Consider the following 24,372-nt stretch of genomic DNA (forward strand, 5'->3'; position numbering starts at 1 on the left):
ACGAGCACGTCATGAAATCCCCCGCAGGTTTGCTGCTGTCGGCCATCGAGCTGGACCGTGCCAGTGCCATTCCCCTTTACCGCCAGCTGTATCTGCAGATTCGCAAGCAGATCCTCAACGGCAGGCTCCAAGGGGGCGTGCGGCTGCCGTCGACCCGCACCCTGAGCGATGAGCTGGGGTTGTCGCGAATCACCATCCTCAATGCGTTCGACCAGCTGATTGCCGAGGGCTTTTTGGCCTCGCGTTCAGGCGCGGGTACGTTTGTCGGCACTGAATGGGAAAGCCGGGGGCTTGAGCAGGAGGTGCCGCGCCAACCGCCGCGGCTGTCGGATTTGAGCCAGTCGATGCTGTCGCTGCGCAGCGACCACTTTCGCGGGGTGTCCTACGCCGAGTGGGACCCCGCGACACCCACGTCTTTCCTGCCCAGCCACAGCACTTACGAAGCCTTCCCCCAGGCGACCTGGCGCCGGCTGATGAACCGCCACCTGCAAAAGCCCAGCAAGGCGCTGCTGGGGTATGGCGAGTTGCAGGGCTTGCAGGCACTGCGCGCGGCAATTGCCGAATACGTGTTCGACGCCCGGGGCATCGACTGCGACGCTGGGCAAGTGGTGATCGTTTCCGGTGCCCAGCAAGCCTTCAACCTGCTGGGCATGCTGCTGCTCAACCCCCAGGATGGCGTATGGATGGAAGACCCAGGCCACATCGCCGCGCGCATCGCCTTGCAGGCCCAGGGCGCTCGAGTGGTCGCATTGCCTATCGACGACCAGGGTATCGATGTGCAGCAAGGCCTTGCCGAATGCCCGGATGCCCGCTTGGTGTTCTGCACGCCTTCGCGCCAGCACCCGATGGGCGTCACCCTCAGTTATGCACGGCGCCAGGCCCTGATCGATTGGGCGGCGCAGCAGCAAAGCTGGATCATCGAAGACGATTGCGACAGCGAGTTCCGCTACAGCGGGCGCCTGCTTCCGGCGCTTTATGCGATGGACCAGATGGCCCGGGTGATCTATGTCGGCACCTTCAGCAAAGTGCTGTTCCCGTCCCTGCGCCTGGGGTACGTGATTCTGCCGCACGCGCTGGTCGAGCCTTTCTGCACCCTGCGCGCGGTCATGGACCGCAGCCCGCCCACCCTGCTCCAGGCCACCACGGCGGACTTCATGGTCGAAGGCCACTTCCTGGGGCACATTCGCCGCATGCGCGCCTTGTACAAGGCGCGTCAGCAGGCGCTGATCGAACAGCTTGAACAACAGCTTGGCGGTTTCCTGCGCCTCGCCCCCACCGATGCTGGCATGCACCTGATCGCCTGGCTACCGCCTGAACTCAGTGACACCGAGGTAGCGCTGCAACTGGCCAGGCATAAAATCCACACCTATGCCTTGAGCGACTATCGCATCCAGCATCAGCTACCACCGGCGTTGTTGATCGGCTTTGCCGGCACCCCTGAAAACCAGGCGCGGGAGCGTGTCCAGGCGCTGGCCGATGCCTTGCGCAGCCTGGGTTACCTGCCAGCAACCGGGTGAGTCACGGCAAGTGGTCCTATCAATTGGTGGATAGTGGATCTATCGAGTGTTCCTGACTGGCGCGATAAAGGTTGCGCCGGGAGACCCGGTGTCTGAACCAGGAACGACGCTGATGAACAATAAGATCCAGGAACGCTTCAACACCTTGCTGAGCCACAAGGTGGTCGAAGACGGGGCAGTACCGCTGCTCACCGACGCGCTGGCCCGCCGCTTGCTCGAACGTCTGGGCCAGGTGCGCCTGTTCGCCCACGCCTACCCGCTGTTGACCAACCTCACCCATGGCCGCGTCACCCCGGCCGACCTGCTGGACTTCGCCTATCGACATGAACTGCAAGGCCTGAGCCTGCACCTGCTCGATGGCGAGGAAAACAGCCTGAGCCAGATGTCCCCCGCGCAATTGCAGGCCTTCGCCGACAAGGCCAAGGCGCTGGGGCTGCAGGTACACCTGGAAATCAGCAGCACGCTGAAACGCGACGTCGACCAGGTGATCAGCATCGCCAACGCCCTGGGGGTACGCAACATCCGCGTCTACTCGCGCTACGAGGGCACGCTTTCGCGGGTCATGGACATCATCGAAACCGACCTGCGCTACCTCGCGCAGCAGGCCGACGAGCACGACCTGTACATCGACTTCGAGCAGCATGAAGAACTCAAGAGCGATGAGATCGCACAGCTGCTCCAGCGCCTCGACCACCCTCGCCTGCATGCCCTGTTCGACTTCGGCAACATGATCAATGCCTGCGAGCAGCCCCTGCAGGCCCTGCGCAACCTGGCGCCGCATATCCGCCAGACCCACCTCAAGGGCGTGCGCATCGTTCCGGAAGACAACGGCTTCGGCCATTACGGCGTGCTGCAGGGCAGTGCCGAGGATGACCTGCCCAGCCCGCGCATGCTGTTCGAACTGTTGATGCTCGGCGACGCCACCCCACAGGTGATCGCCTTCATTCTCGAGCAGGAAAACCACTACGTGGCCCCTGCCTTCCGCCAGAGCGTGGAAGAAGCCGACCCCTTCATTGCCTACCGCGAGATGAGCGAAACGCCGCTGCCGCAGGGGTACTCCCTGGACCGCATGCTGGCCGACGAGCACCGCTGGGCGAACAACCAGGTGGCCTACGTTCGCGGCGTGCTGGCCGAGTTGCGCACCCTGGCCGAACTGACCCTGGCCACCTCCTCCAACGCCTGAACCTGACGCCCCGACTACGTCCGGAGAACAACAATGACAATTCAAAACAAGGCCAAATGGCTGAGATTTCTGATTCTCGTCCTCGGTGGCGGCACCGTCTACAAACTGGCCAACCTCAAGGACGCCTTCTATGTGCCCATGCAGGAATTCATGGGCTTGAGCCACACGCAAATCGGCGTGCTGCTGAGCGCCAACGCCATCATCGCAACGGCGCTGTTCGTGCTGGGCGGGCTGCTTGCAGACCGCTATGACACCCGCAAGCTCATCCCACTCGGCCTGATCGGCACCGGCGGCCTGGGCCTGTACCTGGCAACTTTCCCACCCTTCAGCCATTTGCTGATCGTGTTCAGCCTGCTGGCCGTGTGCGCCGACTGCCTGTTCTGGCCATCGCTGCTCAAGGCCGTTCGCAACCTGGGTGACGACAAGGAACAAGGCCGGCTGTTCGGTCTGCTCGAAGGCGGACGTGGCGTGGTCGATACCCTCGTGGCCTTTTCCGCCCTGGGCGTCTTCGTCGCCATGGGTTCAGGCGAAAATGGCCTGAAGTCGGCCATCCTGCTGTACTCGGTCATCGACATATCGGCGGGTATCTTGACCTGGCTGCTACTAAAAGCCGGCAATACGCAGTCGGTGGCCAAGCCGAAGAATGGCCTGGCCAACCTCATGGAAGCGATCAAGGTGCCCGGTATCTGGCTGGTCAGCCTCAACGTGTTCATGGTCTACATCGTCTATTGCGGCTTGACCTACTTCATTCCCTACCTCAAGGAAGTGTATGGCCTGCCCGTGGCGCTGGTGGGTGCCTACGGCATCATCAACCAGTACTTCCTGAAGATTCTGGGTGGCCCGGCCGGCGGGTTCATCGCCGACAAACAGTTCAAAAGCACCAGCCGCTACCTGAAATGGGCCTTCCTGATGTTGTTGCCATTGATGGGCGTGATTCTGCTGATTCCGAAAAGCCCAGGCTTCATCTATGCCGGCATGGCCGCCACCCTGTCCTTCGCGCTGATCGTGTTCTCCATGCGCGGCGTGTTCTGGGCCCCCATGGGTGAAGTCGGGATTCCCCAGCACATCACCGGTTCGGCCTTCGGCATCGGCTGCCTGGTCGGCTACGCCCCAGGCATGTTCGCCTACATCATCTATGGTGCGATCCTCGACCACTTCCCCGGGCAGCAGGGCTACAACTACGTGTTCACCCTCATGAGCCTGCTGGCGGTGTTGGGCTTCATGGTGTCGAGCCTGCTGTATCGGGCGGTACGCAGGCATGGCACGACTACCGGCGAGATGAGCGCGGCCCAGGCCTGAGGGGCTCTGGGGAAGCAACTGTCTTGTGTTGGCTGTACCGGCCTCATCGCCGGCAAGCCGGCTCCCACATGGACCGCGATGTTCTTGAGATCATTGCAATACCTGTGGGAGCCGGCTTGCCGGCGATGAGGCCCTCCCAGACAACCCACTGTGCCGTGCACTGCAACCGTTAATCCTGCGACTTGCTCTGCTGTCCACACGATCTAGACTGCAAACGTCATTGAGCGCGGATGTCGAGCGAGCCGCTCTGCTCGACATCCATGGCAGTGCGCGACTTCGTCTTTCAGGCCCTGCTAACTATGCAAGGATGTCGATGATGGCCCACTCCCTGAAACTGCTCTGCACCGCGCTTCTGAGTTTGCCGATGATCGTGGCGGCGCACGCCGCCGAACCGGCACCCGCCACGCCAGCGCAGGTCACCCAACCCGCCCACGGCGTACTGATGCACCCCGAATACGCCAGGGCGATCGCCCGCATGGCGTATCTCTGGGGCTGGCCGATGGTGAACATGCTCAACCGCAATGACACCATCACCAAGGCCCCCCACCCCGGCTTGCTGGGGGGCATACTGCCGGTGGCGCCCCGAGGCCACCTGGGCATGCTGCACGACTACATAACGCCCGAAGAGACCTTCGTCACCTGCCCCAACCAGGACGTGGTGTATGGCCTGGGCTTCTTTTCACTGGACGAAGAACCGGTGATCGCCCAGGTCCCCGATTTCGGCGAGCGGTTCTGGGTCTATTCGATCTACGACCAGCGTACCGATCAGGTGGGAGAATTGGGCAAGCCCTATGGCAGCAAACCCGGTTTCTACCTGTTGGTGGGGCCGAATTGGAAAGGCGAAAAACCTCAAGGCGTCGAGGCGATCATTCGCAGCCCCACGGCGCTGGCGAATGCCATTCCACGCATTTTCATGGATGACACCGCCGAGGACCGCGCGGCCATTCAGGAGAAACTCAATCAGGTCGCCTTCTACCCGCTGGCTGCGTTCGACGGGAAGATGAAAACCATTGACTGGAAGAGCACGCCGGACATTCCCAATCCCAAGGCGGCCAAGGCCAGCGGCGGGGAAACCCGATGGGTGATCCCGGAACGGTTCTTCGACCAGTTCCCCAAAGTGCTGGAAATGGTACCGCCGCTGCCAGGCGAGGAAGCGCTCTATGGCCAGTTCCGCTTGTTGATGGACGCCGCCAGCAAGGACCCGGCCATCAAGAAACTGCTGGTCCAGACCGCAGTGGACAGCGAACGAGACATCATCAAGCCGTTCTTCGAGTGGAAGCACAACGGCCGTCCGGCCGGCAACGGCTGGCACCGCTCCACCAACAATGCACAATTTGGCGTCGATTACTTCAACCGCACAGGCACCGCCAAGTCGAACATGTTCGACAACCGTCCGACCGAGACCCAGTACTTCTACACCGACTTCGACCAGTCCGGCGCCCAACTCGACGGCCGCCACAGCTACGAAGTGACCTTCGCCGCCGGGCAGGAGCCGCCTGTGCAGGGCTTCTGGTCGCTGACGCTGTACAACCAGAAGCACCTGTTCAGCAGCAACACGCTCAAGCGCTATTCCCTGGGTACCAAGAACAAGGACCTCAAGCGCAACGCCGACGGTTCGCTCACGCTCTACATCGCGCCCTCCTCGCCCGGGCAGGAAAAACAGAGCAACTGGCTACCATCACCCAAGGAACCCATTTCGCTGTACATCCGCGCCTACTGGGGCAAACAGCCGATTCTGGATGGCAGCTGGCAGCCGCCGGTCATCAGGAAAGTGAAGTGAACCCGTTGCAGCGCCATGGCGCCTGAACCACGCCGAATTCATCGGCAGGGAGCAATCACATGCACTCGACGAACAGGTGTTTCGCAGTGTCGGCGCTGGCTGGCGCGCTGGCTCTCATACCCATGGCCCAGGCAGCGGACCAGGCTCCCGCCTCGCCACTGATCAAGCAGATCAACAACGGCAACTGGCTCGACCCGAAAGAGGCCGAAGGCCTGCGTGACGAGTTGTTCTACCAGCGTGCGATACACGCCTACATGACCATGCTGCCGGCGCTGAATACCATCGGCATGCGCGATGGTTCGGAGAAGGCGTTCGGCGCCGGTTACAACGTGCTGCCGATCTGGAAGCAGCGCATGGACTCACGAACCATGGTGCCCACGCCGAACGCCGACGTGATCTATTCCATGAGTTACCTGGACCTTAAGCAGACCGGCCCGTTGGTGGTGAAGGCGCCACCTAACGTGATCGGAATGTTCACCGACTTCTTCCAGCGCACCCTCACCGATGTCGGCGCGGTCGGCCCGGACCGGGCACGGGGTGGCCTGTACTTGCTGTTGCCACCGGACTACACCGGGCCGGTGCCGGCCAGCTACTTCGCGGTCAAGTCGCGCACCTACAATGTGTTTCTGTTCTTCCGCACCGTCATGGCCAAGGGCGAAGGCAAGCCGGACCCGGCGCCAGCGGTGAAAAACGCCGAACTCACCCGCGTCTACCCGCTGTGGACGGTGGAAAAAGACGTCAAACCCATGGTGTTTCCCGACGCCAGTGGCAAGGCGCTGAACATGATGTATCCGGTCGACGACAGCTACTGGGCCAAGCTCAAGGCATTCGTCGATTACGAGCCGGTGGAAGCCATCGACCCTGAACTTCGTGGTGTACTGGCCTCCATCGGCATCATCAAGGGCGTGCCGTTCAAGCCCAGTGCAAGGCAGCAGGAACTGTTGAAAAAGGCCGTGGAGACTGCGCCGAAGATGATCCTGGCCAACCGCCAGTTGGGCCGTGAGGACAAGCGCAACCTCTATTATCAGGACCGCCAGTACGAGAACACCTGGGCCGGCGGCACCAATGACTGGATGCAGGACAGTTACCTCGACGTGAACCAGCGCGCCAACTTCTTCCAGTTCGCCTATTCCTCGGCACCGGCCATGGTGATGCACACCACCGGGGCCGGCTCGAAGTATCCCTTCACCGGCCGGGACGAGGACGGCCACTTCCTGGAAGGCTCCAGCACCTACAAGCTACGCCTGCCACCCAATCCACCTGCGGCGCTGTTCTGGGCGGTTACGGCCTACAACATCACCGATGGCACCATGCCGCAAACCCAGCAATTGCTGCCGTCCACCAACGGCTACTACGACATTCCCAAGCAGCAGGATGGTGCCATCGAAATCTGGTTCGGCCCGGAAAAGCCTGCCGAGGTGGCCGACGCGGCCTTCATCCAGACGATTCCGGGGCGTAACTTCCTCGTGGCGCTGCGCCTGTATGGCAGTGAAGACGCGTTCTACGACCAGACCTGGAAGCCTGACGATGTGGTGAAGGTCAAGTGAGCTGCGCGTCAGCTGAAAATCCCGAGCAGTAATGTCGCGCCGATTACCGTCGAGGCACCTCCTATGCGGGTAGATATCTGCGCGAAGGGCATCAATGACATGCGATTGCACGCCGACAGGATCGCCACATCTCCAGTGCCGCCCAGCCCGCTATGGCAGCAGGTGACGATTGCCGACTCGATAGGAAACATCTTCAACAGGTTGCCCACCAGGAACCCCGCCGCCGTCATCGCCACCACGACGGCGGCACAGACCAACACGTAACCGACCGAGAACACGCTCGCCACACTGTCCAGCGGCACATACAACATCCCCAGCCCGATCATGACCGGCCAGATGAACGCAGTGGAAATCAGCTTGTAGAAGCGCTTGCTGCCTTTTTCCAACCGCTCAGGCAACACCCGGGCGTACTTGAACAGCACCGCGACCAGAATCATCATTACCGGCCCTGGAATATGCACCAGCTTTTCCAGCAAGCCGCCCAGCACGAAGAACGCGCAGATCAGCAGTACGCCGGCGCCCATGTAGCGAAAATCGATGGCGCTGTCGTCATCGTGCTCTTCGCGGAACACATCGTTCTCTGCGCGGGCACGAATCAGTTGGCCGTCTCCGTTCAGGTGAGGCTTGCGTGACGCCCAACGGGCCAGGGTGCCTGCACAGATAATGGCGACAATGTTGCCCACCACCGCGGCCGGCACCAGTTGCGCCACATACTGTTCAGGGGCGCCGCCGAGAATGTGCGCATACGCCAGCGACAACGGCAGGATTCCTTCACCAATACCGCCACCGATAATCGGCACGATGATGTAGAAGAAGGTGTGGTGCACCGAGTAGCCAAAGCAGGCTCCCACCGCAAGGCCCGCCACTACCGCGGCCAGCGTGCCGATGACCAATGGCACGAACATGCGGATCATGCCCTGGACCAGGATCGTCCGGTTCATGCCCAGGATGCTGCCGACCACCAGGCTGGCGATCACGAAGTACAGGAAGTTGGCATCTTTCATCAGCATCTTGGTGGCGTCGATGGTCGTGCTGCCGAAGAAGCCGTAGTACACCAGCACCGACGGCAGCAGCAGGCACAGGATGGCACCGCCACCGATGTCACGGAGCAAGGGCAGACGCTGGCCCAGTTGGCCGAGCAACATGCCGAGCGTCATGATTACGGCAAGGCCGCCGATCATGGTCTTGGGCAGATAGCCCAGGTGCGCGGAAAGAAAGACGATCAGGGCAATGCCCAGAAAATACGGCAGCGGTATGACGCCAACTTCGTACTCCATCAGCGCGCTGAGGCGACGCCGGGCTGGCATTGCGTGAGTTGCGAGGGTCATTTCGAATTCCTCTGGTTGTTTTTGTACGAGGAGTGGAACAAGAGGCCTCGGTCACGGGATTCCGGGGCTGAGAAAATGCTATCGTTCTCCGAATCGTAAAAAAACAAGACATCCATGCACGCTATGAACACGAATCATGAATCAACACCTCTGCCTGACGACCTGCGGGTGTTTCTCACCGTCATCCGCATGGGCAGTTTCGCCGGTGCGGCCATAGAGCTGGACCAGTCGCCCGCCTACGTCAGCAAGCGCATCAAGATCCTTGAAGACACCCTCGGCACCCGCCTGCTGCACCGCACGCCACGGCGCATCGCCCTGACCGATGCGGGCCTGCGCGCGCAACAATGGGCGGTGCGTATCCTCGACAATCTCGACGATTTCATGGGTGATCTGAGCCAGGTGCGCAAGGCTCCGCGGGGGTTGTTGCATGTCTGCAGCAGTTTTGGCTTTGGCCGCAACTATGTAGCGCCGGCCATCGCCGAGCTGTCGGGCGAGTACCCGGACCTGGAGATTCGTCTGGATGTGTTCGACCGGGTGGTCGATATCGTCGCGGAAGGGTTCGACCTGGAAATTCGCGTGGGCGATGACATTCCTGGCCAGCACATCAGTCGCCAGCTGGTGGCCAACCGGCGGGTGCTGTGCGCGACCCCCGAATACCTGCAGCAACGTGGCGTGCCGATGACCCTGGACGACCTGGCCCAGCATGACTGCCTGGTGCTCAAGGAGCGCAACAACCCCTTTGGCGTTTGGCAGTTGCGTACGGATGAAAAGGAAGAAGTCGTGCGGGTAAATGGCCGGCTTTCATCGAACAATGGCGAAATCGTCCTGCAATGGGCGCTCAACCATCGTGGCGTGATACTGCGCTCGATGTGGGACGTAAAGCCGTTGCTGGAACAGGGCCGACTGGTGCAGGTACTGCATGAGTACAGCCAGAGCGCGAACGTCTGGGCGGTGTACCCGACCCGTCTGGCGGACTCCGCCAAGCTGCGGGTGTGCGTGGAGTTTCTGCAATCCCGCTTCAGCCGCTTGCAGGCGGACTGAAGCAGGCAGGCGCTTTGGGTTTCAGGCAAGCCAGGGGTTGGCCTGCAGGTGCCGAGCCTCGAAACTGCTGATTTGCTCACTGCGCAGCAGGGTGCTGCCGATGGCGTCCAACCCCTGCAAGAGGGCTTGCTTGCGCAAGGTGTCGATGCTGAAGGCAATGGCGCGGCCATCGGCCAGCAGAATATGCTGCGCCTCCAGGTCTACCGCGATATGCGTCGAGCCCTGCTGGCTGACCAGCTGGCCCAGATCTTTGAGCTCATCCGGTGCCAGCTGAATGACCAGCATTCCGTTGCGCTGGCAGTTATCAAAGAAAATGCCGGCGAAGCTGGTGCCGATCAGGGCACGGATACCCAACTGCTTCAAGCCCCACACCGCATGCTCACGGCTCGACCCACAGCCGAAATTCGGCCCCACTACCAGGAACGTGCTCCGATGCCAGGGTGCCTGGTTCAGCACGAAGCCGGGGTTGGGCGAGCCGTCCTGCAGAAAACGCAGGTCGAAGAACGCGCCGCGGTCGAGACCGCTGCGGTCGATACCTTTGAGAAACTGCTTGGGCATGATTACGTCGGTATCGACGTTCGCCGCCAGCATTGGCGCCGCAACGCCCTCGACAAAGTTGAAAGGTTGCATATCAGGCCTCCAGTACCAGTGAACGAACATCGACCAAATGCCCCGTGACGGCGGCGGCTGCGACCATTGCCGGGCTCATCAGGTGGGTACGTGCGCCCTGCCCCTGACGGCCTTCGAAGTTGCGGTTGGTGCTGGAGGCGCAGCGATCACCGGGGCTGAGGACATCATCGTTCATGGCCAGGCACATCGAGCAGCCCGATTGACGCCATTCAAAGCCAGCGTCACGGAAGATCTGTGCCAACCCCTCGGTCTCGGCAAGTTCGCGCACCAAGGTCGAACCGGGCACGATCATGGCGCGAACGCCCTCTGCCACCTTGCGGCCCTTTACCACCCGTGCGGCATCGCGCAGGTCTTCCAGCCGCGCGTTGGTGCACGAGCCGATGAACGCATGGCTGATTCTGATACTGGCCAGCTCGGTGCCTGGCTGCAGGCCCATGTAGCGCAACGCCCGCTCCAGATCCTGGCGCAGGATCAGGTCGGGTTCCTGCTGCGGGTCTGGAACGCGTGCGGTAATGGCAGCGGCCTGGTCGGGGCTGGTGCCCCAGGTGACCATCGGTTGCAGGTCGGCCACGTCCATGTGGACCTCGCGGTCGAACACCGCCCCGTGGTCGCTGAACAGCAGCTTCCAACGCGCCACCGCCTGCTCCCAGAGCGCACCTTTGGGCGCACGTGGTTTGTCGGCCAGGTAAGCGAACACCTTTTCATCAGGGGCCATGAATGCCCCACGGGCACCGGCTTCCACTGCCATGTTGCAGATGGTCATCCGTGCCTCGACACTCAGCGCGCTGATGGCAGGCCCGGTGAACTCGATCGCGTAACCGGTCGCACCTGACGCACCGATCTGGCGAATCAGCTCCATGATGATGTCCTTGGCAACCATCCCGCTGCCAGGGGTGCCCTTTACAGTGACGCGCATCGTTTTCAGGCGTTTGTACACCAGCGTCTGGGTCGCCAGCAGGTGTTCGATTTCCGATGTACCGATACCGAAGCCAAAGGCACCCAATGCGCCATAGGTCGTGGTGTGGCTATCGCCGGCAGCCACCACCATGCCTGGCAGAATGAAGCCTTGCTCCGGTGCGACGACATGCTCGATGCCCTGGCGCTTGTCCAGTACATCGAACAACTCGATGCCAAAGTCGCGGCAGTTCTGTTCGAAGTAATCCACCTGCAAGGCCCCGCCTGCATCAGGCATTGCCGCAATACGTTCAGGCGCGGTGGGGTTCACATGATCGACCACACACAGCGTCGCGCTGGGGCGCCACACCTTGCGGCCGGCTTCGCGCAGGCCACTGAAGGCTTGTGGGCTGGTGTATTCGTTGGCGACCTGACGGTCTATATACAGGAGCACATGCCCCTGATCGTCCAGCGAGCAGACGGTGTGTGAATCGATGTGCTTCTGGTAGAGGGTCTTGGGGGTATTCATCGCAATCAGGTACCCGATGTTGTTATTGATACGGCCCACAGGCAGCACGGTCACTGCCTTGGCGTGGTGGCATCAGCTTATCGAGTCTGAATTTGAAATAAATACGCCTACTGGACACCTATGATTCACGAATCGTGAATCAATGACAGCTGCTTTCAGGCTTCGGCCTTTCTATTCAGCGCGACCTCCAGTGCCCTGCTCCCCGCGTCTGAAGCAGAGAATTTTCGTGGTCATGCGCTGCAAGGTTTCGTCGCGCTGGTTCCGGGTGATGCAGTCGATGACGACGATGCCACGGTCCGGCCGCGAGCGGGACGGCGCCACTTCGACCACCGTGCTGTGAACACTCAGCACATCGCCAGGGCGCGTAGGCTTCGGCCAGGTCACATCGACATTGGCACCGATCAGCCCGCGGGCGAACGGCAGGCTACCGACCAGCAGCTTCATGGTGATGGCGGCGGTATGCCAACCACTGGCGGCCAGGCCCTCGAAGAAGGTGTCCTGCGCCAGGTCGTCGTCCAGGTGGAATGGCTGCGGATCGAACTCGCTGGCAAAGCGCACGATCTGCTGCGTGTCCAGTGCATGCTGCGCACTGACGAAGGTGTCGCCAACCTTCAGGTCTTCCAGGTAGATAGGCTCGCTCATCTCTCGGCTCCGGGTGGGAAATGCGTGTGAGGGGCATGATGCCCCTCCACGTACGCTTGCCGAAATAGATTATGTGGATTTTCTTATTGCCTGAAACCTGGCTGCCCTGATGCGGGGCCTCGATGCCGTGAACAGCGCTGCATCCCCGTACCGCGCGAATCAGGGCCTCAGCTCTGCCTCACAGCCATGCCTTGATCTGTCGCGACACCGCCTCGGTGGAAAGGCCATAGCGGTCATGCAGCGTCGGCAACGCCCCTGCATCCAGGAAAGCATCTGGCAGCGCGATCTGGCGGAACGTCGGCGTGACGCCATTACGCAGCAACACGCCGGCCACCGCTTCGCCCAGGCCACCGACAATCGAATGGTTTTCCGCAGTCACCACAAGACGGCCAGGTTTGCGCGCCTCGGCCAGGATCGTCGCCTCTTCCAGCGGTTTGATGGTCGGCACGTGCAGCACCGACACATCCACACCATCACGCTGCAGTTGCTCGGCCGCTTCCAGGGCACGCATGGTCATCAGCCCACTGGCGATCAGCAGCACTTCGCGGCCGCCGCGCAATACCTGCGCCTTGCCCAGCTGGAAGCGGTAGTCGTAGCGGTCCAGCACCAGCGGCACGTTGCCGCGCAGCAGGCGCATGTACACCGGGCCCTGGTGTGCGGCAATGGCGGGTACCGCCTGCTCGATCTCCAGTGCATCGCAGGGGTCGACGATCATCAGGTTGGGCATGGCGCGGAAAATCGCCAGGTCATCGGTGGCCTGGTGGCTGGGGCCATAACCGGTGGTCAAGCCCGGCAGGCCGCAGACGATCTTGACGTTGAGGTTCTCTTCGGCAATGGCCATGCAGATGAAGTCGTACGCACGACGCGATGCAAATACCGCATAGGTGGTCGCGAACGGCGTCATCCCTTCGCGAGCCATGCCGGCGGCGGCGCTCATTAGCAGTTGCTCGGCCATACCCATCTGGTAGAAGCGCTGCGGGTGCGCCTTGGCGAAAATGTGCAGGTCGGTGTACTTGGACAGGTCGGCGCTCAGGCCGACGATGTCCGGGCGCTGTTCGGCCAGGGCCGTGAGGGCGTGGCCAAATGGCGCTGGCCGGGTTGGCTGGCCTTCGGCGGCAATCGAGGCGATCATCGCCGAGGTAGTCAGGCGTTTCTTGGCGGTGTTTACAGTGCTCATGCTTGGCTCCCGGCGTCCAGTGCTTGCAGGGCGAGGTCCCATTCGTGCTCGTCGACGCGAATGAAGTGGGTCTTGTCGCGGTTTTCCAGGAAGGGCACGCCCTTGCCCATGCGGGTGTCGCAGATGATCACCCGGGGTTGTGCCCGCGGATACGCACGGGCCTGGTCGAAGGCCTTGACCAGGGCGTCGAGATCATTGCCATCGACCCGCTGCACATACCAGCCAAAGGCCTGCCAGCGATCGACGATCGGCTCGAACGCCAGCACCTCGCTGGAATGGCCGTCGGCCTGCTGGTTGTTGACGTCGACGATGGCGATCAGGTTGTCCAGCCGCCAATGGCTCGCGGACATCACCGCCTCCCAGGTAGATCCCTCGTTCAACTCCCCGTCCGACAGCAGGTTGTACACCCAGCTGGCCGAGCCCTTGCGCTTGAGTCCCAGGCAGGCACCCACGGCGATCCCCAGGCCGTGGCCGAGCGAACCGCCGGTGATCTCCATGCCAGGGGTGTAGGCAGCCATGCCGGACATGGGCAGGCGACTGTCATCGCCACCGTAGGTTTCCAGCTCTTGCTCGGGAATGACGCCGGCTTCGATCAACGCCGCGTACAAGGCGATGGCGTAGTGCCCGATGGACAGGTAGAAGCGATCGCGCCCCTCCCACTCCGGGTTGCCCGGTTCCATGTTCAGCGCATGGAAGTAGGCCACCGCGAGCAGGTCGGCAGCGCCCAGCGCCTGGCCGATATAGCCCTGGCCCTGAACCTGCCCCATGCGCAAGGCATGGCGGCGAATATTGTGAGCGCGCGCACTCAGTGGCAGCGCCTGGTTGTGGTTAGGCACAGCAGTCATGTGGGTGACTCCTTGTTGAATCAACGATTGACCAGGTTTGCGGGAACTCGGAACACCAGCAAGGCACCGAACATCAGCACGCCGGTGATCAGGTACATGCCGATGGCGTTGTCACCCAGGCGGGTGGTGACCCAGCCGATCAGGTAGGGCGAGCAGAAACCGGCGAGGTTGGCGAAGCTGTTGACCGCGGCGATGCCCGCCGCCGCCGAGACCCCGCCCAGCAAGGTGGTTGGCAGCATCCAGAACAGTGACGATGCGGACAGGATTCCCGCTGCGGCAAGGCATAGGCTGAGGATCGACAAGCTAAGGCTGCTGCCCAGGGCTGCGGCAAGGCTCAGCCCGAGTGCGCCGAGCAACATGGGAATCGCCAGGTGCCAGCGCCGTTCGCGGTGTCGGTCACCGCTGCGCCCGGCCAGCAGCATCGCGACGATGGCGCACAGGTACGGAATGCTGGTCAGCAAGCCAATGTGCAACGGCTCGCTCACCCCCGCATTGCGGACCAGGGTCGGTAGCCAGAAGGTGATCGCGTACTGCCCCATCACGACACAGAAGTAGATACCCGCCAGCAACCACAGGCGACGGTCGCGCAGGAAATCGGCCACCGAGCCATGCCTGACCTTGTGCTTTTCGTCCTCGGCCAGTTCCCGGCGCACCAGGGCCTTCTCGTCGTCATTGAGCCAATGGGCCTGGTTGACGCCATCCTTGAGATAGCTGAGCACCAGAATGCCCACCAGTACCGTCGGAATGGCCTCCAGCAGGAACATCCACTGCCAGCCGGCCCAGCCGTGCACGCCAGCGAAGCGTTCCATGATCCAGCCCGACAACGGGCCGCCGACCATGCCCGAGAGCGGGATGGCGATGAACCACAACGCCGTCATCTTCGCCCGGCGATAGGAGGGGAACCAGTAGGTCAGGTACAGCAGCAGCCCCGGCGCCAGACCGGCCTCGGCGATGCCGAGCAGAAAGCGCAGGACATAGAACTGCCAGGCCGTTTCGACGAAGGCGAACAACGCCGAAATGATGCCCCAGGTGATCATGATGCGGGCGATCCAGCGGCGGGCACCGACCTTGTGCAGGATGATGTTGCTCGGCACCTCGCAAAGGAAGTAGCCGATGAAGAACATCCCTGCCCCCAAGCCGTACACGGCTTCGGACAAGGCCAGGTCGTCCATCATCTGTAGCTTGGCGAAGCCGACGTTGACCCGGTCCAGGTAGGCACACAGGTAGCAGAGCATGAGAAACGGCATCAGTCGCCAGGCCGTCTTGCGGTAGGCACTGCTGCGCGCGGCCGACGCCGCATCGAGCGTTAATGTGGTCATGTCGATCTGATCTCTTGTTGTTATTGGCGGCCCGGACGGCGCCGGGCTCAGATACAGAACGCAGTTTGGCGCAGGCTCAGTGGATCAGCATCCCACCGTTGACGTCCAGGGTAATGCCGGTCAGATAGCTGGACAGGTCACTGGCCAGGAACAGTGCCGCGTTTGCGACGTCACGCGCCACGCCCAGCCGCCCCAGGGGAATGCCTTCGATGATGGCGTGGCGGCGTTCGTCCTGCATCAGCCCACCGGTGATATCGGTGTGGATCAGCCCGGGCGTGATCGAGTTGACCCGCACATTGTCCGGGCCCAGTTCGCGCGCCATCGCCTTGCCAAGGCCCAGCACGCCGGCCTTGGCTGCGCTGTAGTGCGGGCCGCCGAAGATCCCGCCTCCACGCTGGGCGGAAACCGAGGACATGCAGATGATGCTGCCGGAGCGTTGGGCGCGCATCGACGGGATCACCGCCTGCGACATCAGCAGCGTGCCACGCAGGTTGACGTCGAGGATGCGGTCATAGTCCGCGCCGGTGATTTCAAGAGTCTTCACCGGCTGGGTGATACCGGCATTGTTGACCAGTACATCGATACGCCCGAAACGGGCCAGTACCTGGGCCACGGCATCTCGCACCTGGGCTTGATCGGCGACGTTGGCGGCCAGCCCTATATGGCCCTCGCCGAGTGCGGCGGCGGCATCGGCGGCGGCTTGCGCATCGAGATCGAAGATAGCGACCTTGGCGCCTTGTTCGGCGAACGCCTGGGCAGTGGCGCGACCGATACCGCGGGCAGAGGCGGCGCCGGTGACGATTGCAAATTTGCCTTGAAGTAACATGGGCAGTGCTCCGGATGATTATTGTTGTGAGCTTCGGTTCAGGCAGAACCGATGCGTACAGCTTCGTGCAGGCCCCAGGCACCAGCAACGCAGTGCATTTCATCCGATGCTGAAAAAAATTCAGCCCTGGCTTGTGATCAGCGATCGCGGCAGAGTACAAACACCGCTGACATTGACGCTGTGCTTGGGAACGACCATGAACCAGGACGCCATCAGAAAGACGCCGCCGATTCCTGCGCTGAAAGCAATTCAGTCCTTCGAACAAGTTGCACGCTTTGGCAATGTGGCCCGAGCGGCCGAGCAGTTGAACCTGACCCCTTCGGCCGTGAGCCATCAGATCGCCAATCTTGAGGCGCTGATCGGACGGCCTTTGTTCATCCGCGAAGCCCGAGGCGTATCGCTGACACCCGCCGGGGAACAATACCTGCGTGAGGTTTCAGGCATCCTGCAAAGCCTGGCGACGGCAACCGAGCGTGCCGGCAGTGCGGTGGGTTTCGACTGCCTGCGCCTGCACTCCGCCCCGAGCTTCGGGCTGCTCTGGCTGTTGCCACGCCTGGAGCACTTTCGCAACAGCCACCCGGAAATCCAGATCAACCTGTCGTGTTCCTACGAGTCGCTGCATTTCGGGCGACACCAGCTTGACCTCGATATCCGCCATGGCTACCCCAATTGGCCCAGCCTTGAGGTGCGGACCATTCGCCACGAGCGAGCGACCGTGCTGGCGTCACCGACATTGCTTGAGCGAACCCAAATCAAGCAGCCCAGCGACCTGCTGGGGCAAAACCTGATCCTCTCGGAATCGGCCCTGGTGCAGTGGCCGCACTGGTTTGCCCAGCAAGGCGTGACATTGCCCCAGGCGCCGTTTGCGCTGAGCTTCGACCGCTCGTACATGAGCCTGGAAGCGGCCAGCCATGGTTATGGGTTTGCCCTGGAGAGTTCGCTGCTGGCCCAGGACTACATCGCCCGTGGTCAATTGATGCCGGTGTTCGCAGAAGAACTGGCGACGCCAGTCAGCGCTCATCACCTGGTGTTCCCGCGCGGACATGCCGAGGCGTCGAGGGTCCGGCAATTCCTGAACTGGGTACAGGGGCAGTTGGGGCATGACTTCAATTACTGATTCCAACCAACGTCATGCCTGTACCGGCCTTATCGCCGGCAAGCCGGCTCCCACATGGCCCGGATCACCGCAATGCCTGTGGGAGCCGGCTTGCCGGCGATGAGGCCGGTACAGGCAACACAAGACAGGTGCTCCTGCCCCCCTCGTCAAACCGTCACTACAACCTTGCCAATCTGCTGGTTCGCTTCCAGGTACCGGTGGGCGTCCTGAATCTCGTCCAGGGCAAATGTGCGGGCGATGATCGGGCTCAGCGCACCGGACGCCAGGCCTTCGACAATGAACACCTTGGCCCGCGCCAGCGCTTGCGGGTCCGCCACGATCTCGGCATAGAGGTACCCCTTGAGGGTCAGGCTCTTGCCCAGCACGGTGAACAGCGGGAACGGCGTGGGTTCAGGGCTGAGCGCTCCGTACTCCAGCAAGATGCCGCCTCTGGCCATGCTTTGCGTGAGCGGCTCGAAGGCAGGGCCACCCACCGGGTCGAACACCACGCGGGCACCCTGGCCATCGGTAATCGCCATGACCCGCTCGACGATATCTTCCTCGTCACTGACGATCACATGCGCAGCACCGGCCTCAAGCAGCGCCTGGCGCTTTGCCTGGGTTCGCGTGATGGCAATGGCGGTGGCACCGACCATGCGCGCCATCTGGAACGCCGCCAGGCCTACGCTGCTCGACGCCGCCGTCACCAGCACGAAGTCGCCCCGTTGCAACTTCGCCTGTTCGATCAACGCGCCCCAGGCAGTGACGTACTGCATCCAGGAAGCCGCCACTTGTTCGAACGACAGGTTCGCCGGGCTCTTGACCACCAGGTGAGCCGGCACATTGGCCAATTCGCCATAGGTGCCCCAGCGGGCGATATCCAGTGGCGGAATCAAGCCGACCTTGTCGCCCACCTGAACATCCGTAACACCACTACCGACCGCGGCCACCACGCCAGCCGCCTCATAACCCAAGCGGCTCGGAAACTCGGCTTCCTGCAGGTAAGCGTGGTTGCGGAACATCACTTCGGCGCGGTTCAGTCCGATGGCCTTGACATCAATCTGCACCTCCAGCGCTGCCGGGGCAGGCACAGCCAACTCCTCCAGCTTGAGAACGCTGGCGTCTCCATACTCATGAATTCTGACGATACGCGCCATGATTACTACCTCCAGATAGATGGGAATGTGCGGAGAAATTTAGGCGTTGGCCGTAAGCGGATAAAGGCCTAGGATGACCTGACACTAGAAACAGCAGGTTTATAATGGATCGCCTCACCCAGATGGCTACGTTCGTCAAGGCGGTGGAACTGGGATCGTTCAGCGCCGCCGCCGAAGAACTCAACCTCTCCCCGCAACTGGTGGGCAAGCAGGTGAAGATGCTTGAACAGCACCTGGGCGTTTCCCTGCTCAACCGCACCACGCGCCGGCAAAGCCTCACCGACTTCGGCCGGGCCTTCTATTCCCGTGCGAAGCTGATTCTGGCGGACATGCAGGCAGCCGAAAGCCTGGCGGCAATGACCCGTGGCGTGCCCAGCGGGCGCCTGCGCATCAACGCCCCGGTCACCTTCGGCATGCACACCTTGTCTGCGCGCCTTCTTGAATACATGGTCAAATACCCCCAGGTGTCGGTGGACCTGACCCTGTCGAACGACCTGGTCGACCTGGTCGATGATGGCTACGACGTGGTGTTCCGTATTGGCGAGCTGCCGAGCAGCGGCTTGAAAGCGGTACCGCTGGAGCCTTATCGGCTGGTGCTGTGCGCCGCCCCGTCTTACCTGGCGCGTCGACCACCGATCACCAGCCCATGGGACCTGCAACAACACGAATGCCTCGGTTTCGCCTATTCCGACGGCCGCACGCACTGGAGCTTCGACGGGCCAGAAGGCCGGGTCGATGTGCCGATTACAAGCAGATTGACGATTAATCAGGGTGACCCGCTGCTGGCGGGCGCTGTAGCCGGGCTAGGTGTGGTGCTGCAACCCCTGGAGCTGGTGCAGGATGCCTTGCGCAACGGCACGCTGGTGAACCTGCTGGCCGATTACAGCGTGCCCACTTCGCCGATGCATATTCTCTACGCGCCCGACCAGCGCATGACACCAAAACTGCGCAGTTTTCTGGACTTCTCCATCACCTCGTTCGGACGCAAATCGTAGGAACCGGAACTTCAACGAGCAAACCAGGTCAATAGCGTCCCCTTGCATCCGTGGGCAAGGGACCGTGCCCTCATGACAGGCGAACCAGGCCCTGTCGAGTCCTTACCGATGCAAAGCCAACGAACCCTGCCGGCCGTTTTCCTGCTGCTCAGCGCCGCTGTCTCCTGCGGCGCGTTCGCGGGCGAGCGGACAGCCACGGCCCGAAGCAACCATGCCTCCACCTTGCTGATCGAAACCGCCTCGCAACAATATGCCGAAGGCAATCTGGAGCAGGCGGCTGCGTCATTGGAGCGGGCGCTGCAGATCCAGCCGAACAACCCCGCCACACTGCATTACCTGGGCGTGTTGCGCCTGCAGCAGGGCCAGTACCAACAGGCCGAAACCCTGGCGCTGAGCTCCAACCTTCGGGTCGGGCGTAACAACGCGTTGCGCAATCGCAACTTCCAGTTGATCGAGGCGGCGCGTAACGCCCAGCTTGCGGCTACACAGCCAGCGACTGAGAAAGCCTCACGTACCAGTCGCTCCATCGCCAGCACGTTCCTCACCCGTCACTGACGCTCAGTCGAGCACGGGTTTGAGCAGTGCCTGCGCCTCGTACAGCGGCGGCAGGTAGCGCAGGCGAATCTCCTCGACGCTCAGGCGTGACGCATGGGTGGTGATGGTCAGGGTCGCTTTCAACTGGCCGGCACGGTCCAGCAACGGCACGCCCAGCACACGCATGCCGATTTCATACTCTTGATCGACGATGCTGTAGCCCTGCACCCTCACCCGCTGCAACTCTGCCTCCAGGCTGCCCCGGTCGGTCTGTGTGTAGGGCGTGAGCGAACGGGGCGGATTGCGCGCGAAGTAGTCGTCCCGCGCTGCGGCATCCAGCGACGCCAGCCAGATCCGTCCGCCGGCGGTGCAGTACATCGGCACCCGCGAGCCAGGCCTGATCGACAGCGAGGCGACATGGCTGTAGCGGCTGCGCACCAGGTGGATGATTTCGTCTCCGTCGCGGGTGCCCACCGACACATGCTCCTGGGTCTGGCGCGCTACCTGCTCGACGATCGGCCGCAGCATGCGCGGCAACTGCGCCGAATCCACATAGGCCTGGCCAATGCGCAGCGCCTTGGGTGTCAGCCAGTAGTGGCGGTTGTCGGTGTCGGCGAAGCCTTCGTGCACCAACGTCAGCAGAAAGCGCCGGGTGGCGCTGGGTGTCATACCCGACAGCCTGGCTGCTTGCGGCACGCTCAGACGTGGCTGGTCGGCGCTGAACAGTTGCATCAGTGCCAAGCCTTTTTGCAGGCCGGCGATCAGGTCGCGGGGGTGGATTTCGGGTTTGTCCATGTGTGCGGCTCGGGGTTGGGGCTGGTAGCTGTGGGTGCAACTTTGTTGTGTTGCCTGTACCGGCCTCATCGCCGGCAAGCCGGCTCCCACAGGTACTGCAGTGAACTCAAGATCGGCGCAGACCCTGTAGGAGCCGGCTTGCCGGCGATGAGGCCAGCCAAAGCCATACAAGACCGTTGCCCTTCCAGTTTTTACACCGACAAATTCGACTATTCAATGCGAATACCGATGCCTGACTGCGATTATCGCACTATACCCCCGATAAGCGCATTGTCGCTGACCCGCCCTGCGCGCCACCCTTGCCTCCACAACAACGCCAAGAACGGAGGTCAGCATGATTCGTGGTTCCACAGAACTGGTCGCCATCGTCGGTTCGCCCATTGCCCAGGTGAAATCGCCCGACAACTTCAACACCTGGTTCACCAACAACAACCGTAACCTGGCGATGCTGCCCATCGACATGCAGCATGCCTCGCTCGAGGCGTTCGCCGGCAGCCTGCGGGGCTGGCGCAACCTGCGGGGCTGTGTGGTCACCGTCCCCTACAAGCAAGCGCTGGCCAGCCAACTGGACGGCCTCAGCGAGCGGGCCGCGGCCTTGGGTTCGGTCAACGTGATCCGCCGCGATGCCGATGGCCGCCTGCTGGGTGACAACGTCGATGGCGCGGGCTTCCTGGGGGCTGCACGCAAACATGGTTTCCTGGCGGCCGGCAAACGCGCGCTGGTGATCGGTTGCGGCGGTGTCGGCAGTGCCATTGCCTATGCGCTGGGTGAGGCAGGCGCCAGCCACGTAACCCTCAGCGACCCCAGCACCGAACGCGCCGCCGCGCTGTGCGAATTGCTCGACAATACCTTCCCCAACCTTGAGGTCGCCACTCAGTACGATTCGCTCGAAGGTTTCGACCTGCTGGTCAACGCCTCGCCCGTCGGCATGGGCGATACCGGCGAGCTGCCGCTGCCAGCCACCCTGCTGGAAACACTACAGTCCTCTACCCTGGTGGCCGACGTCGTCACCTCGCCGGAAATCACCCCGTTGCTGGGCCAGGCACGCCAGCGCGGCTGCGCGGTCCAGACCGGCCCGGAAATGGCGTTCGCCCAACTCGGCCACCTGGGCGCCTTCATGGGCGTGACGCCGCTGGAGATCTGAAGCCATGCCCCCAATCGAACAACCGCAACAGGTGTTTGACCTGGTCGTGCTCGGCAGCGGTGCCGGTGGTTTCGCCACTGCCGCCACCGCCGCCCGCCTGGGCCTGAAAGTGCTGATCGTGGAAAAGGCCGACACCTTCGGCGGCACCTCGGCCATTTCCGGCGGGGCGGCCTGGATCTACGGCACTGACCAGGCCAGCGCAGCCGGCGCCAAGGACTCCCCCGAGGCCATGCGCACTTACCTCAAGGCGATCATCGGCGCCGGATACAACCCTGCACTGGTGGACACCTTCATCGAACGCGGCCACCAGGCACTGCGCTGGCTGGAGGCCAACACCGAGCTGCGCTACGGCCTGCGTCCACACTCGCCGGACTACTACCCGGACGCGCCCGGCGCCACGCAGTTCGGGCGTGCACTGGAAATGGTCGAGTACGACGGCCGCCACCTTGGCCCACGCTTCAAGGACCTGAAGATGCCCCCGCCAGGCATGCTGCTGTTCGGCGGCATGATGGTGAACCGCGTGGATATCCAGCATTTTCTGAGCATCCGCCGCTCGGCTGCATCGCTCTGGCATTGCCTGAAGCTGATGAGCCGTTACGGGCTGGACCGCCTGCGCCATCATCGAGGCACCCGCCTGACCACCGGTAACGCACTGATCGCCCGTCTGGCCTGCAGCGCCTTCGCCCACGGCACCCAATTGTGGCTACGCAGCGAGGCTCAGGAGCTGATCGTCGAGCACGGTGAGGTCCGTGGTGTGGTGGTGCAACGTGATGGCCGCCGCGAACGGGTTTACGCCCGTGGTGGTGTGGTCTGCGCCATGGGTGGCTTCGCGGCGGGCGAACTTGCTGCCGCCAACCGGCCGGATGCAAGCGCGCCGCACCTGACCATGTCGCCGCCCACCAACGACGGGGCCGCCCTACGCCTCGGCGAGGCCGTGCAGGCCGCCAGGGGCGAAGGCCTGGCCGCCAATTTCTTCTGGGCACCGGTGTCCGAGTTGCACCATGCCAGTGGCGAGCGCGAACGGTTCCCGCACCTGGTCACCGACCGCGCCAAGCCGGGCGTGATTGCGGTCAACCCGGCCGGGCGGCGCTTCGTCAACGAGTCCGACTCCTACCACCACTTCGTGCAGACCATGTTCGCCCAGGGCATCAGCACCTGCTGGCTGATCTGCGACGCCGAGGCCATGAACCGCTACGGCCTGGGCCTGGCGCGGCCAAAGCCCGTAGACAACTCAGCCCTGATCGAGGCGGGCTACCTGTACCGGGCCGACAGCCCAGACGCACTGGCCAAGGCCATTGGTGTCGATACTCAGGCACTGGCGCAAACGCTCGAGCAGTTCAACGCCGATGCCCGTAACGGCGTCGACCGCGCCTTCGGCAAGGGCGCGAATAGCTACAACCGCTATATGGGCGACCCGCAACACCAGCCCAACCCGTGCCTGGCACCACTGGCCAAGGCGCCTTTCTACGCCATCCGCATCCATACCGGCGACCTCGGCTCGGCACGCGGCCTGGCCACAGACGCCAACGCCAACGTGCTGAACCGCGCCGGCACCCCGATCACCGGGCTATATGCCGTCGGCAACGACATGAACTCATTGATGGACGGCACCTACCCCGGCCCGGGTATCACCCTTGGCCCCGCCCTCACTTTCGGCTGGATTGCTGCCAGCCATATCGCCGAGCGCCTGCAGGCGCCGGCCACCCACTCGGAGAAACACCCATGTACTACGAACTGAGAACCTACACCATCGACCCACTGAAACTGGCCGACTGGCTGGCCCTGTACCAGAGCCACGCCCTGGAGGTACAGACCGAGCACCTGGGCAAGCTGGTCGGCTTCTTTACCACCGAGTTCGGTGAGGCCAACCAGGTGGTGCACCTGTGGGGCTACACCAGCCTTGACGAGCGCATGGACCGGCGCAAGGCGATGGCCGCCGACCCACGCTGGGCGGAGTTCTCCCGCCGCAACCGCGAGCTGGGCGCGGTGCTCAAGCTCGAGTCACGCATGCTGCGGCCCACAGGCTTTTCGCCGCTGCAGTGAAGATCAGCCCGTTTCTCACAGTGCCTCTTCCTTGTTGGAAGGGGCCGGGAA

The 24,372-nt window shown here is 62.6% G+C and carries 22 protein-coding genes; 12 read left to right on the plus strand and 10 right to left on the minus strand.

Going from position 1 to position 24,372, the window contains the following annotated elements:
• The first annotated feature begins 11 nt into the window (after positions 1-11).
• The 5 genes from PspTeo4_RS08710 to PspTeo4_RS08730 all read left to right on the plus strand — a co-directional run bounded on the left by PspTeo4_RS08710 (position 12) and on the right by PspTeo4_RS08730 (position 7,326).
• A complete protein-coding gene (locus PspTeo4_RS08710; protein WP_322363260.1) occupies positions 12-1,517 on the plus strand; it encodes a PLP-dependent aminotransferase family protein in 1,506 nt (501 codons plus the stop codon).
• A 112-nt stretch (positions 1,518-1,629) separates the two neighbouring features.
• A complete protein-coding gene (locus tag PspTeo4_RS08715; RefSeq protein ID WP_322363261.1) occupies positions 1,630-2,700 on the plus strand; it encodes a sugar phosphate isomerase/epimerase family protein in 1,071 nt (356 codons plus the stop codon).
• A 33-nt stretch (positions 2,701-2,733) separates the two neighbouring features.
• Positions 2,734-3,999 carry an MFS transporter gene (locus PspTeo4_RS08720; RefSeq protein WP_322363262.1) on the plus strand — a complete coding sequence of 422 codons (1,266 nt, stop codon included), beginning with the start codon at positions 2,734-2,736 and terminating at the stop codon, positions 3,997-3,999.
• A gap of 316 nt (positions 4,000-4,315) precedes the next feature.
• A complete protein-coding gene (locus PspTeo4_RS08725; protein WP_322363263.1) occupies positions 4,316-5,779 on the plus strand; it encodes a DUF1254 domain-containing protein in 1,464 nt (487 codons plus the stop codon).
• Between the two features lie 59 nt (positions 5,780-5,838).
• Positions 5,839-7,326, plus strand: coding sequence for a DUF1254 domain-containing protein (locus PspTeo4_RS08730; RefSeq protein WP_322363264.1), 1,488 nt, complete (start codon positions 5,839-5,841; stop codon positions 7,324-7,326).
• An 8-nt stretch (positions 7,327-7,334) separates the two neighbouring features.
• Here PspTeo4_RS08730 and PspTeo4_RS08735 read toward each other — a convergent pair whose 3' ends face one another.
• Positions 7,335-8,654 (minus strand): 2-hydroxycarboxylate transporter family protein, encoded by a 1,320-nt coding sequence (locus PspTeo4_RS08735; protein ID WP_322363265.1) that lies wholly within the window; start codon positions 8,652-8,654, stop codon positions 7,335-7,337.
• 123 nt (positions 8,655-8,777) lie between these two features.
• Between PspTeo4_RS08735 and PspTeo4_RS08740 the strand changes: the two genes are divergently transcribed.
• Entirely contained in the window at positions 8,778-9,695 is a 918-nt protein-coding gene (locus tag PspTeo4_RS08740; protein ID WP_322363266.1) for a LysR substrate-binding domain-containing protein, read from the plus strand.
• A gap of 21 nt (positions 9,696-9,716) precedes the next feature.
• Here the strand turns inward: PspTeo4_RS08740 and leuD are convergent, their stop codons facing one another.
• The 7 genes from leuD to PspTeo4_RS08775 all read right to left on the minus strand — a co-directional run bounded on the left by leuD (position 9,717) and on the right by PspTeo4_RS08775 (position 16,557).
• Positions 9,717-10,325 (minus strand): 3-isopropylmalate dehydratase small subunit, encoded by a 609-nt coding sequence (leuD, locus tag PspTeo4_RS08745; protein ID WP_322363267.1) that lies wholly within the window; start codon positions 10,323-10,325, stop codon positions 9,717-9,719.
• Between the two features lies 1 nt (position 10,326).
• Positions 10,327-11,748 carry a 3-isopropylmalate dehydratase large subunit gene (gene leuC, locus PspTeo4_RS08750; protein WP_322363268.1) on the minus strand — a complete coding sequence of 474 codons (1,422 nt, stop codon included), beginning with the start codon at positions 11,746-11,748 and terminating at the stop codon, positions 10,327-10,329.
• A 171-nt stretch (positions 11,749-11,919) separates the two neighbouring features.
• Entirely contained in the window at positions 11,920-12,390 is a 471-nt protein-coding gene (locus PspTeo4_RS08755; protein WP_322363269.1) for a MaoC family dehydratase, read from the minus strand.
• Positions 12,391-12,568: 178 nt separating this feature from the next.
• A complete protein-coding gene (locus PspTeo4_RS08760; protein WP_322363270.1) occupies positions 12,569-13,567 on the minus strand; it encodes a transketolase family protein in 999 nt (332 codons plus the stop codon).
• Positions 13,564-14,412 (minus strand): transketolase, encoded by an 849-nt coding sequence (locus tag PspTeo4_RS08765; protein ID WP_322363271.1) that lies wholly within the window; start codon positions 14,410-14,412, stop codon positions 13,564-13,566. The genes PspTeo4_RS08760 and PspTeo4_RS08765 overlap by 4 nt, the downstream gene beginning before the upstream one ends.
• A 20-nt stretch (positions 14,413-14,432) precedes the next feature.
• Entirely contained in the window at positions 14,433-15,731 is a 1,299-nt protein-coding gene (locus PspTeo4_RS08770) for an MFS transporter (RefSeq protein ID WP_322363272.1), read from the minus strand.
• Positions 15,732-15,807: 76 nt separating this feature from the next.
• Positions 15,808-16,557: an SDR family NAD(P)-dependent oxidoreductase gene (locus PspTeo4_RS08775; RefSeq protein WP_322363273.1), complete on the minus strand. Its 750-nt coding sequence runs from the start codon at positions 16,555-16,557 to the stop codon at positions 15,808-15,810.
• Between the two features lie 196 nt (positions 16,558-16,753).
• Between PspTeo4_RS08775 and PspTeo4_RS08780 the strand changes: the two genes are divergently transcribed.
• Complete coding sequence (locus PspTeo4_RS08780) at positions 16,754-17,674, plus strand: LysR substrate-binding domain-containing protein (protein WP_322363274.1); 921 nt, start codon at positions 16,754-16,756, stop codon at positions 17,672-17,674.
• Between the two features lie 146 nt (positions 17,675-17,820).
• On the opposite strand, the gene PspTeo4_RS08785 is transcribed toward PspTeo4_RS08780, so the two are convergent.
• Positions 17,821-18,810, minus strand: a complete 990-nt coding sequence (locus PspTeo4_RS08785) for a zinc-dependent alcohol dehydrogenase family protein (RefSeq protein ID WP_322363275.1) — start codon at positions 18,808-18,810, stop codon at positions 17,821-17,823.
• A gap of 104 nt (positions 18,811-18,914) precedes the next feature.
• Between PspTeo4_RS08785 and PspTeo4_RS08790 the strand changes: the two genes are divergently transcribed.
• Positions 18,915-19,805, plus strand: a complete 891-nt coding sequence (locus PspTeo4_RS08790; protein ID WP_322363276.1) for a LysR family transcriptional regulator — start codon at positions 18,915-18,917, stop codon at positions 19,803-19,805.
• A 108-nt stretch (positions 19,806-19,913) separates the two neighbouring features.
• Complete coding sequence (locus PspTeo4_RS08795; RefSeq protein WP_322363277.1) at positions 19,914-20,360, plus strand: tetratricopeptide repeat protein; 447 nt, start codon at positions 19,914-19,916, stop codon at positions 20,358-20,360.
• A gap of 3 nt (positions 20,361-20,363) precedes the next feature.
• Here PspTeo4_RS08795 and PspTeo4_RS08800 read toward each other — a convergent pair whose 3' ends face one another.
• On the minus strand, positions 20,364-21,134 hold the full coding sequence (locus PspTeo4_RS08800; protein ID WP_322363278.1) for an IclR family transcriptional regulator domain-containing protein: 771 nt from the start codon (positions 21,132-21,134) through the stop codon (positions 20,364-20,366).
• Positions 21,135-21,468: 334 nt separating this feature from the next.
• Here PspTeo4_RS08800 and PspTeo4_RS08805 point away from each other — a divergent pair, with 334 nt between their 5' ends.
• From PspTeo4_RS08805 to PspTeo4_RS08815, 3 genes are read left to right on the plus strand one after another with little or no spacing between them, the layout of a single operon-like run.
• Positions 21,469-22,278, plus strand: coding sequence for a shikimate dehydrogenase (locus PspTeo4_RS08805; RefSeq protein WP_322363279.1), 810 nt, complete (start codon positions 21,469-21,471; stop codon positions 22,276-22,278).
• A 4-nt stretch (positions 22,279-22,282) separates the two neighbouring features.
• Positions 22,283-24,016, plus strand: coding sequence for an FAD-dependent oxidoreductase (locus PspTeo4_RS08810; protein WP_322363280.1), 1,734 nt, complete (start codon positions 22,283-22,285; stop codon positions 24,014-24,016).
• On the plus strand, positions 24,001-24,321 hold the full coding sequence (locus PspTeo4_RS08815) for an NIPSNAP family protein (RefSeq protein ID WP_322363281.1): 321 nt from the start codon (positions 24,001-24,003) through the stop codon (positions 24,319-24,321). Before PspTeo4_RS08810 ends, PspTeo4_RS08815 begins: the two co-directional genes overlap by 16 nt.
• The last annotated feature ends 51 nt before the right edge of the window (positions 24,322-24,372 follow it).

The organism is Pseudomonas sp. Teo4, from assembly GCF_034387475.1.
Lineage (GTDB): Bacteria > Pseudomonadota > Gammaproteobacteria > Pseudomonadales > Pseudomonadaceae > Aquipseudomonas.

Excerpts from the sequence above, each read along its gene's own strand:
- PspTeo4_RS08795 (WP_322363277.1), top strand. The coding sequence starts at position 19,914 with ATGCAAAGCCAACGAACCCTGCCGGCCGTTTTCCTGCTGCTCAGCGCC.
- PspTeo4_RS08780 (WP_322363274.1), top strand. The coding sequence starts at position 16,754 with ATGAACCAGGACGCCATCAGAAAGACGCCGCCGATTCCTGCGCTGAAA.
- PspTeo4_RS08720 (WP_322363262.1), top strand. The coding sequence starts at position 2,734 with ATGACAATTCAAAACAAGGCCAAATGGCTGAGATTTCTGATTCTCGTC.
- PspTeo4_RS08710 (WP_322363260.1), top strand. The coding sequence starts at position 12 with ATGAAATCCCCCGCAGGTTTGCTGCTGTCGGCCATCGAGCTGGACCGT.
- PspTeo4_RS08785 (WP_322363275.1), bottom strand. The coding sequence starts at position 18,810 with ATGGCGCGTATCGTCAGAATTCATGAGTATGGAGACGCCAGCGTTCTC.
- PspTeo4_RS08770 (WP_322363272.1), bottom strand. The coding sequence starts at position 15,731 with ATGACCACATTAACGCTCGATGCGGCGTCGGCCGCGCGCAGCAGTGCC.
- PspTeo4_RS08730 (WP_322363264.1), top strand. The coding sequence starts at position 5,839 with ATGCACTCGACGAACAGGTGTTTCGCAGTGTCGGCGCTGGCTGGCGCG.
- PspTeo4_RS08755 (WP_322363269.1), bottom strand. The coding sequence starts at position 12,390 with ATGAGCGAGCCTATCTACCTGGAAGACCTGAAGGTTGGCGACACCTTC.
- PspTeo4_RS08760 (WP_322363270.1), bottom strand. The coding sequence starts at position 13,567 with ATGAGCACTGTAAACACCGCCAAGAAACGCCTGACTACCTCGGCGATG.
- PspTeo4_RS08775 (WP_322363273.1), bottom strand. The coding sequence starts at position 16,557 with ATGTTACTTCAAGGCAAATTTGCAATCGTCACCGGCGCCGCCTCTGCC.
- leuC (WP_322363268.1), bottom strand. The coding sequence starts at position 11,748 with ATGAATACCCCCAAGACCCTCTACCAGAAGCACATCGATTCACACACC.
- PspTeo4_RS08735 (WP_322363265.1), bottom strand. The coding sequence starts at position 8,654 with ATGACCCTCGCAACTCACGCAATGCCAGCCCGGCGTCGCCTCAGCGCG.
- PspTeo4_RS08715 (WP_322363261.1), top strand. The coding sequence starts at position 1,630 with ATGAACAATAAGATCCAGGAACGCTTCAACACCTTGCTGAGCCACAAG.
- PspTeo4_RS08800 (WP_322363278.1), bottom strand. The coding sequence starts at position 21,134 with ATGGACAAACCCGAAATCCACCCCCGCGACCTGATCGCCGGCCTGCAA.
- PspTeo4_RS08725 (WP_322363263.1), top strand. The coding sequence starts at position 4,316 with ATGGCCCACTCCCTGAAACTGCTCTGCACCGCGCTTCTGAGTTTGCCG.
- PspTeo4_RS08805 (WP_322363279.1), top strand. The coding sequence starts at position 21,469 with ATGATTCGTGGTTCCACAGAACTGGTCGCCATCGTCGGTTCGCCCATT.
- PspTeo4_RS08810 (WP_322363280.1), top strand. The coding sequence starts at position 22,283 with ATGCCCCCAATCGAACAACCGCAACAGGTGTTTGACCTGGTCGTGCTC.
- PspTeo4_RS08740 (WP_322363266.1), top strand. The coding sequence starts at position 8,778 with ATGAACACGAATCATGAATCAACACCTCTGCCTGACGACCTGCGGGTG.
- PspTeo4_RS08815 (WP_322363281.1), top strand. The coding sequence starts at position 24,001 with ATGTACTACGAACTGAGAACCTACACCATCGACCCACTGAAACTGGCC.
- PspTeo4_RS08790 (WP_322363276.1), top strand. The coding sequence starts at position 18,915 with ATGGATCGCCTCACCCAGATGGCTACGTTCGTCAAGGCGGTGGAACTG.
- leuD (WP_322363267.1), bottom strand. The coding sequence starts at position 10,325 with ATGCAACCTTTCAACTTTGTCGAGGGCGTTGCGGCGCCAATGCTGGCG.
- PspTeo4_RS08765 (WP_322363271.1), bottom strand. The coding sequence starts at position 14,412 with ATGACTGCTGTGCCTAACCACAACCAGGCGCTGCCACTGAGTGCGCGC.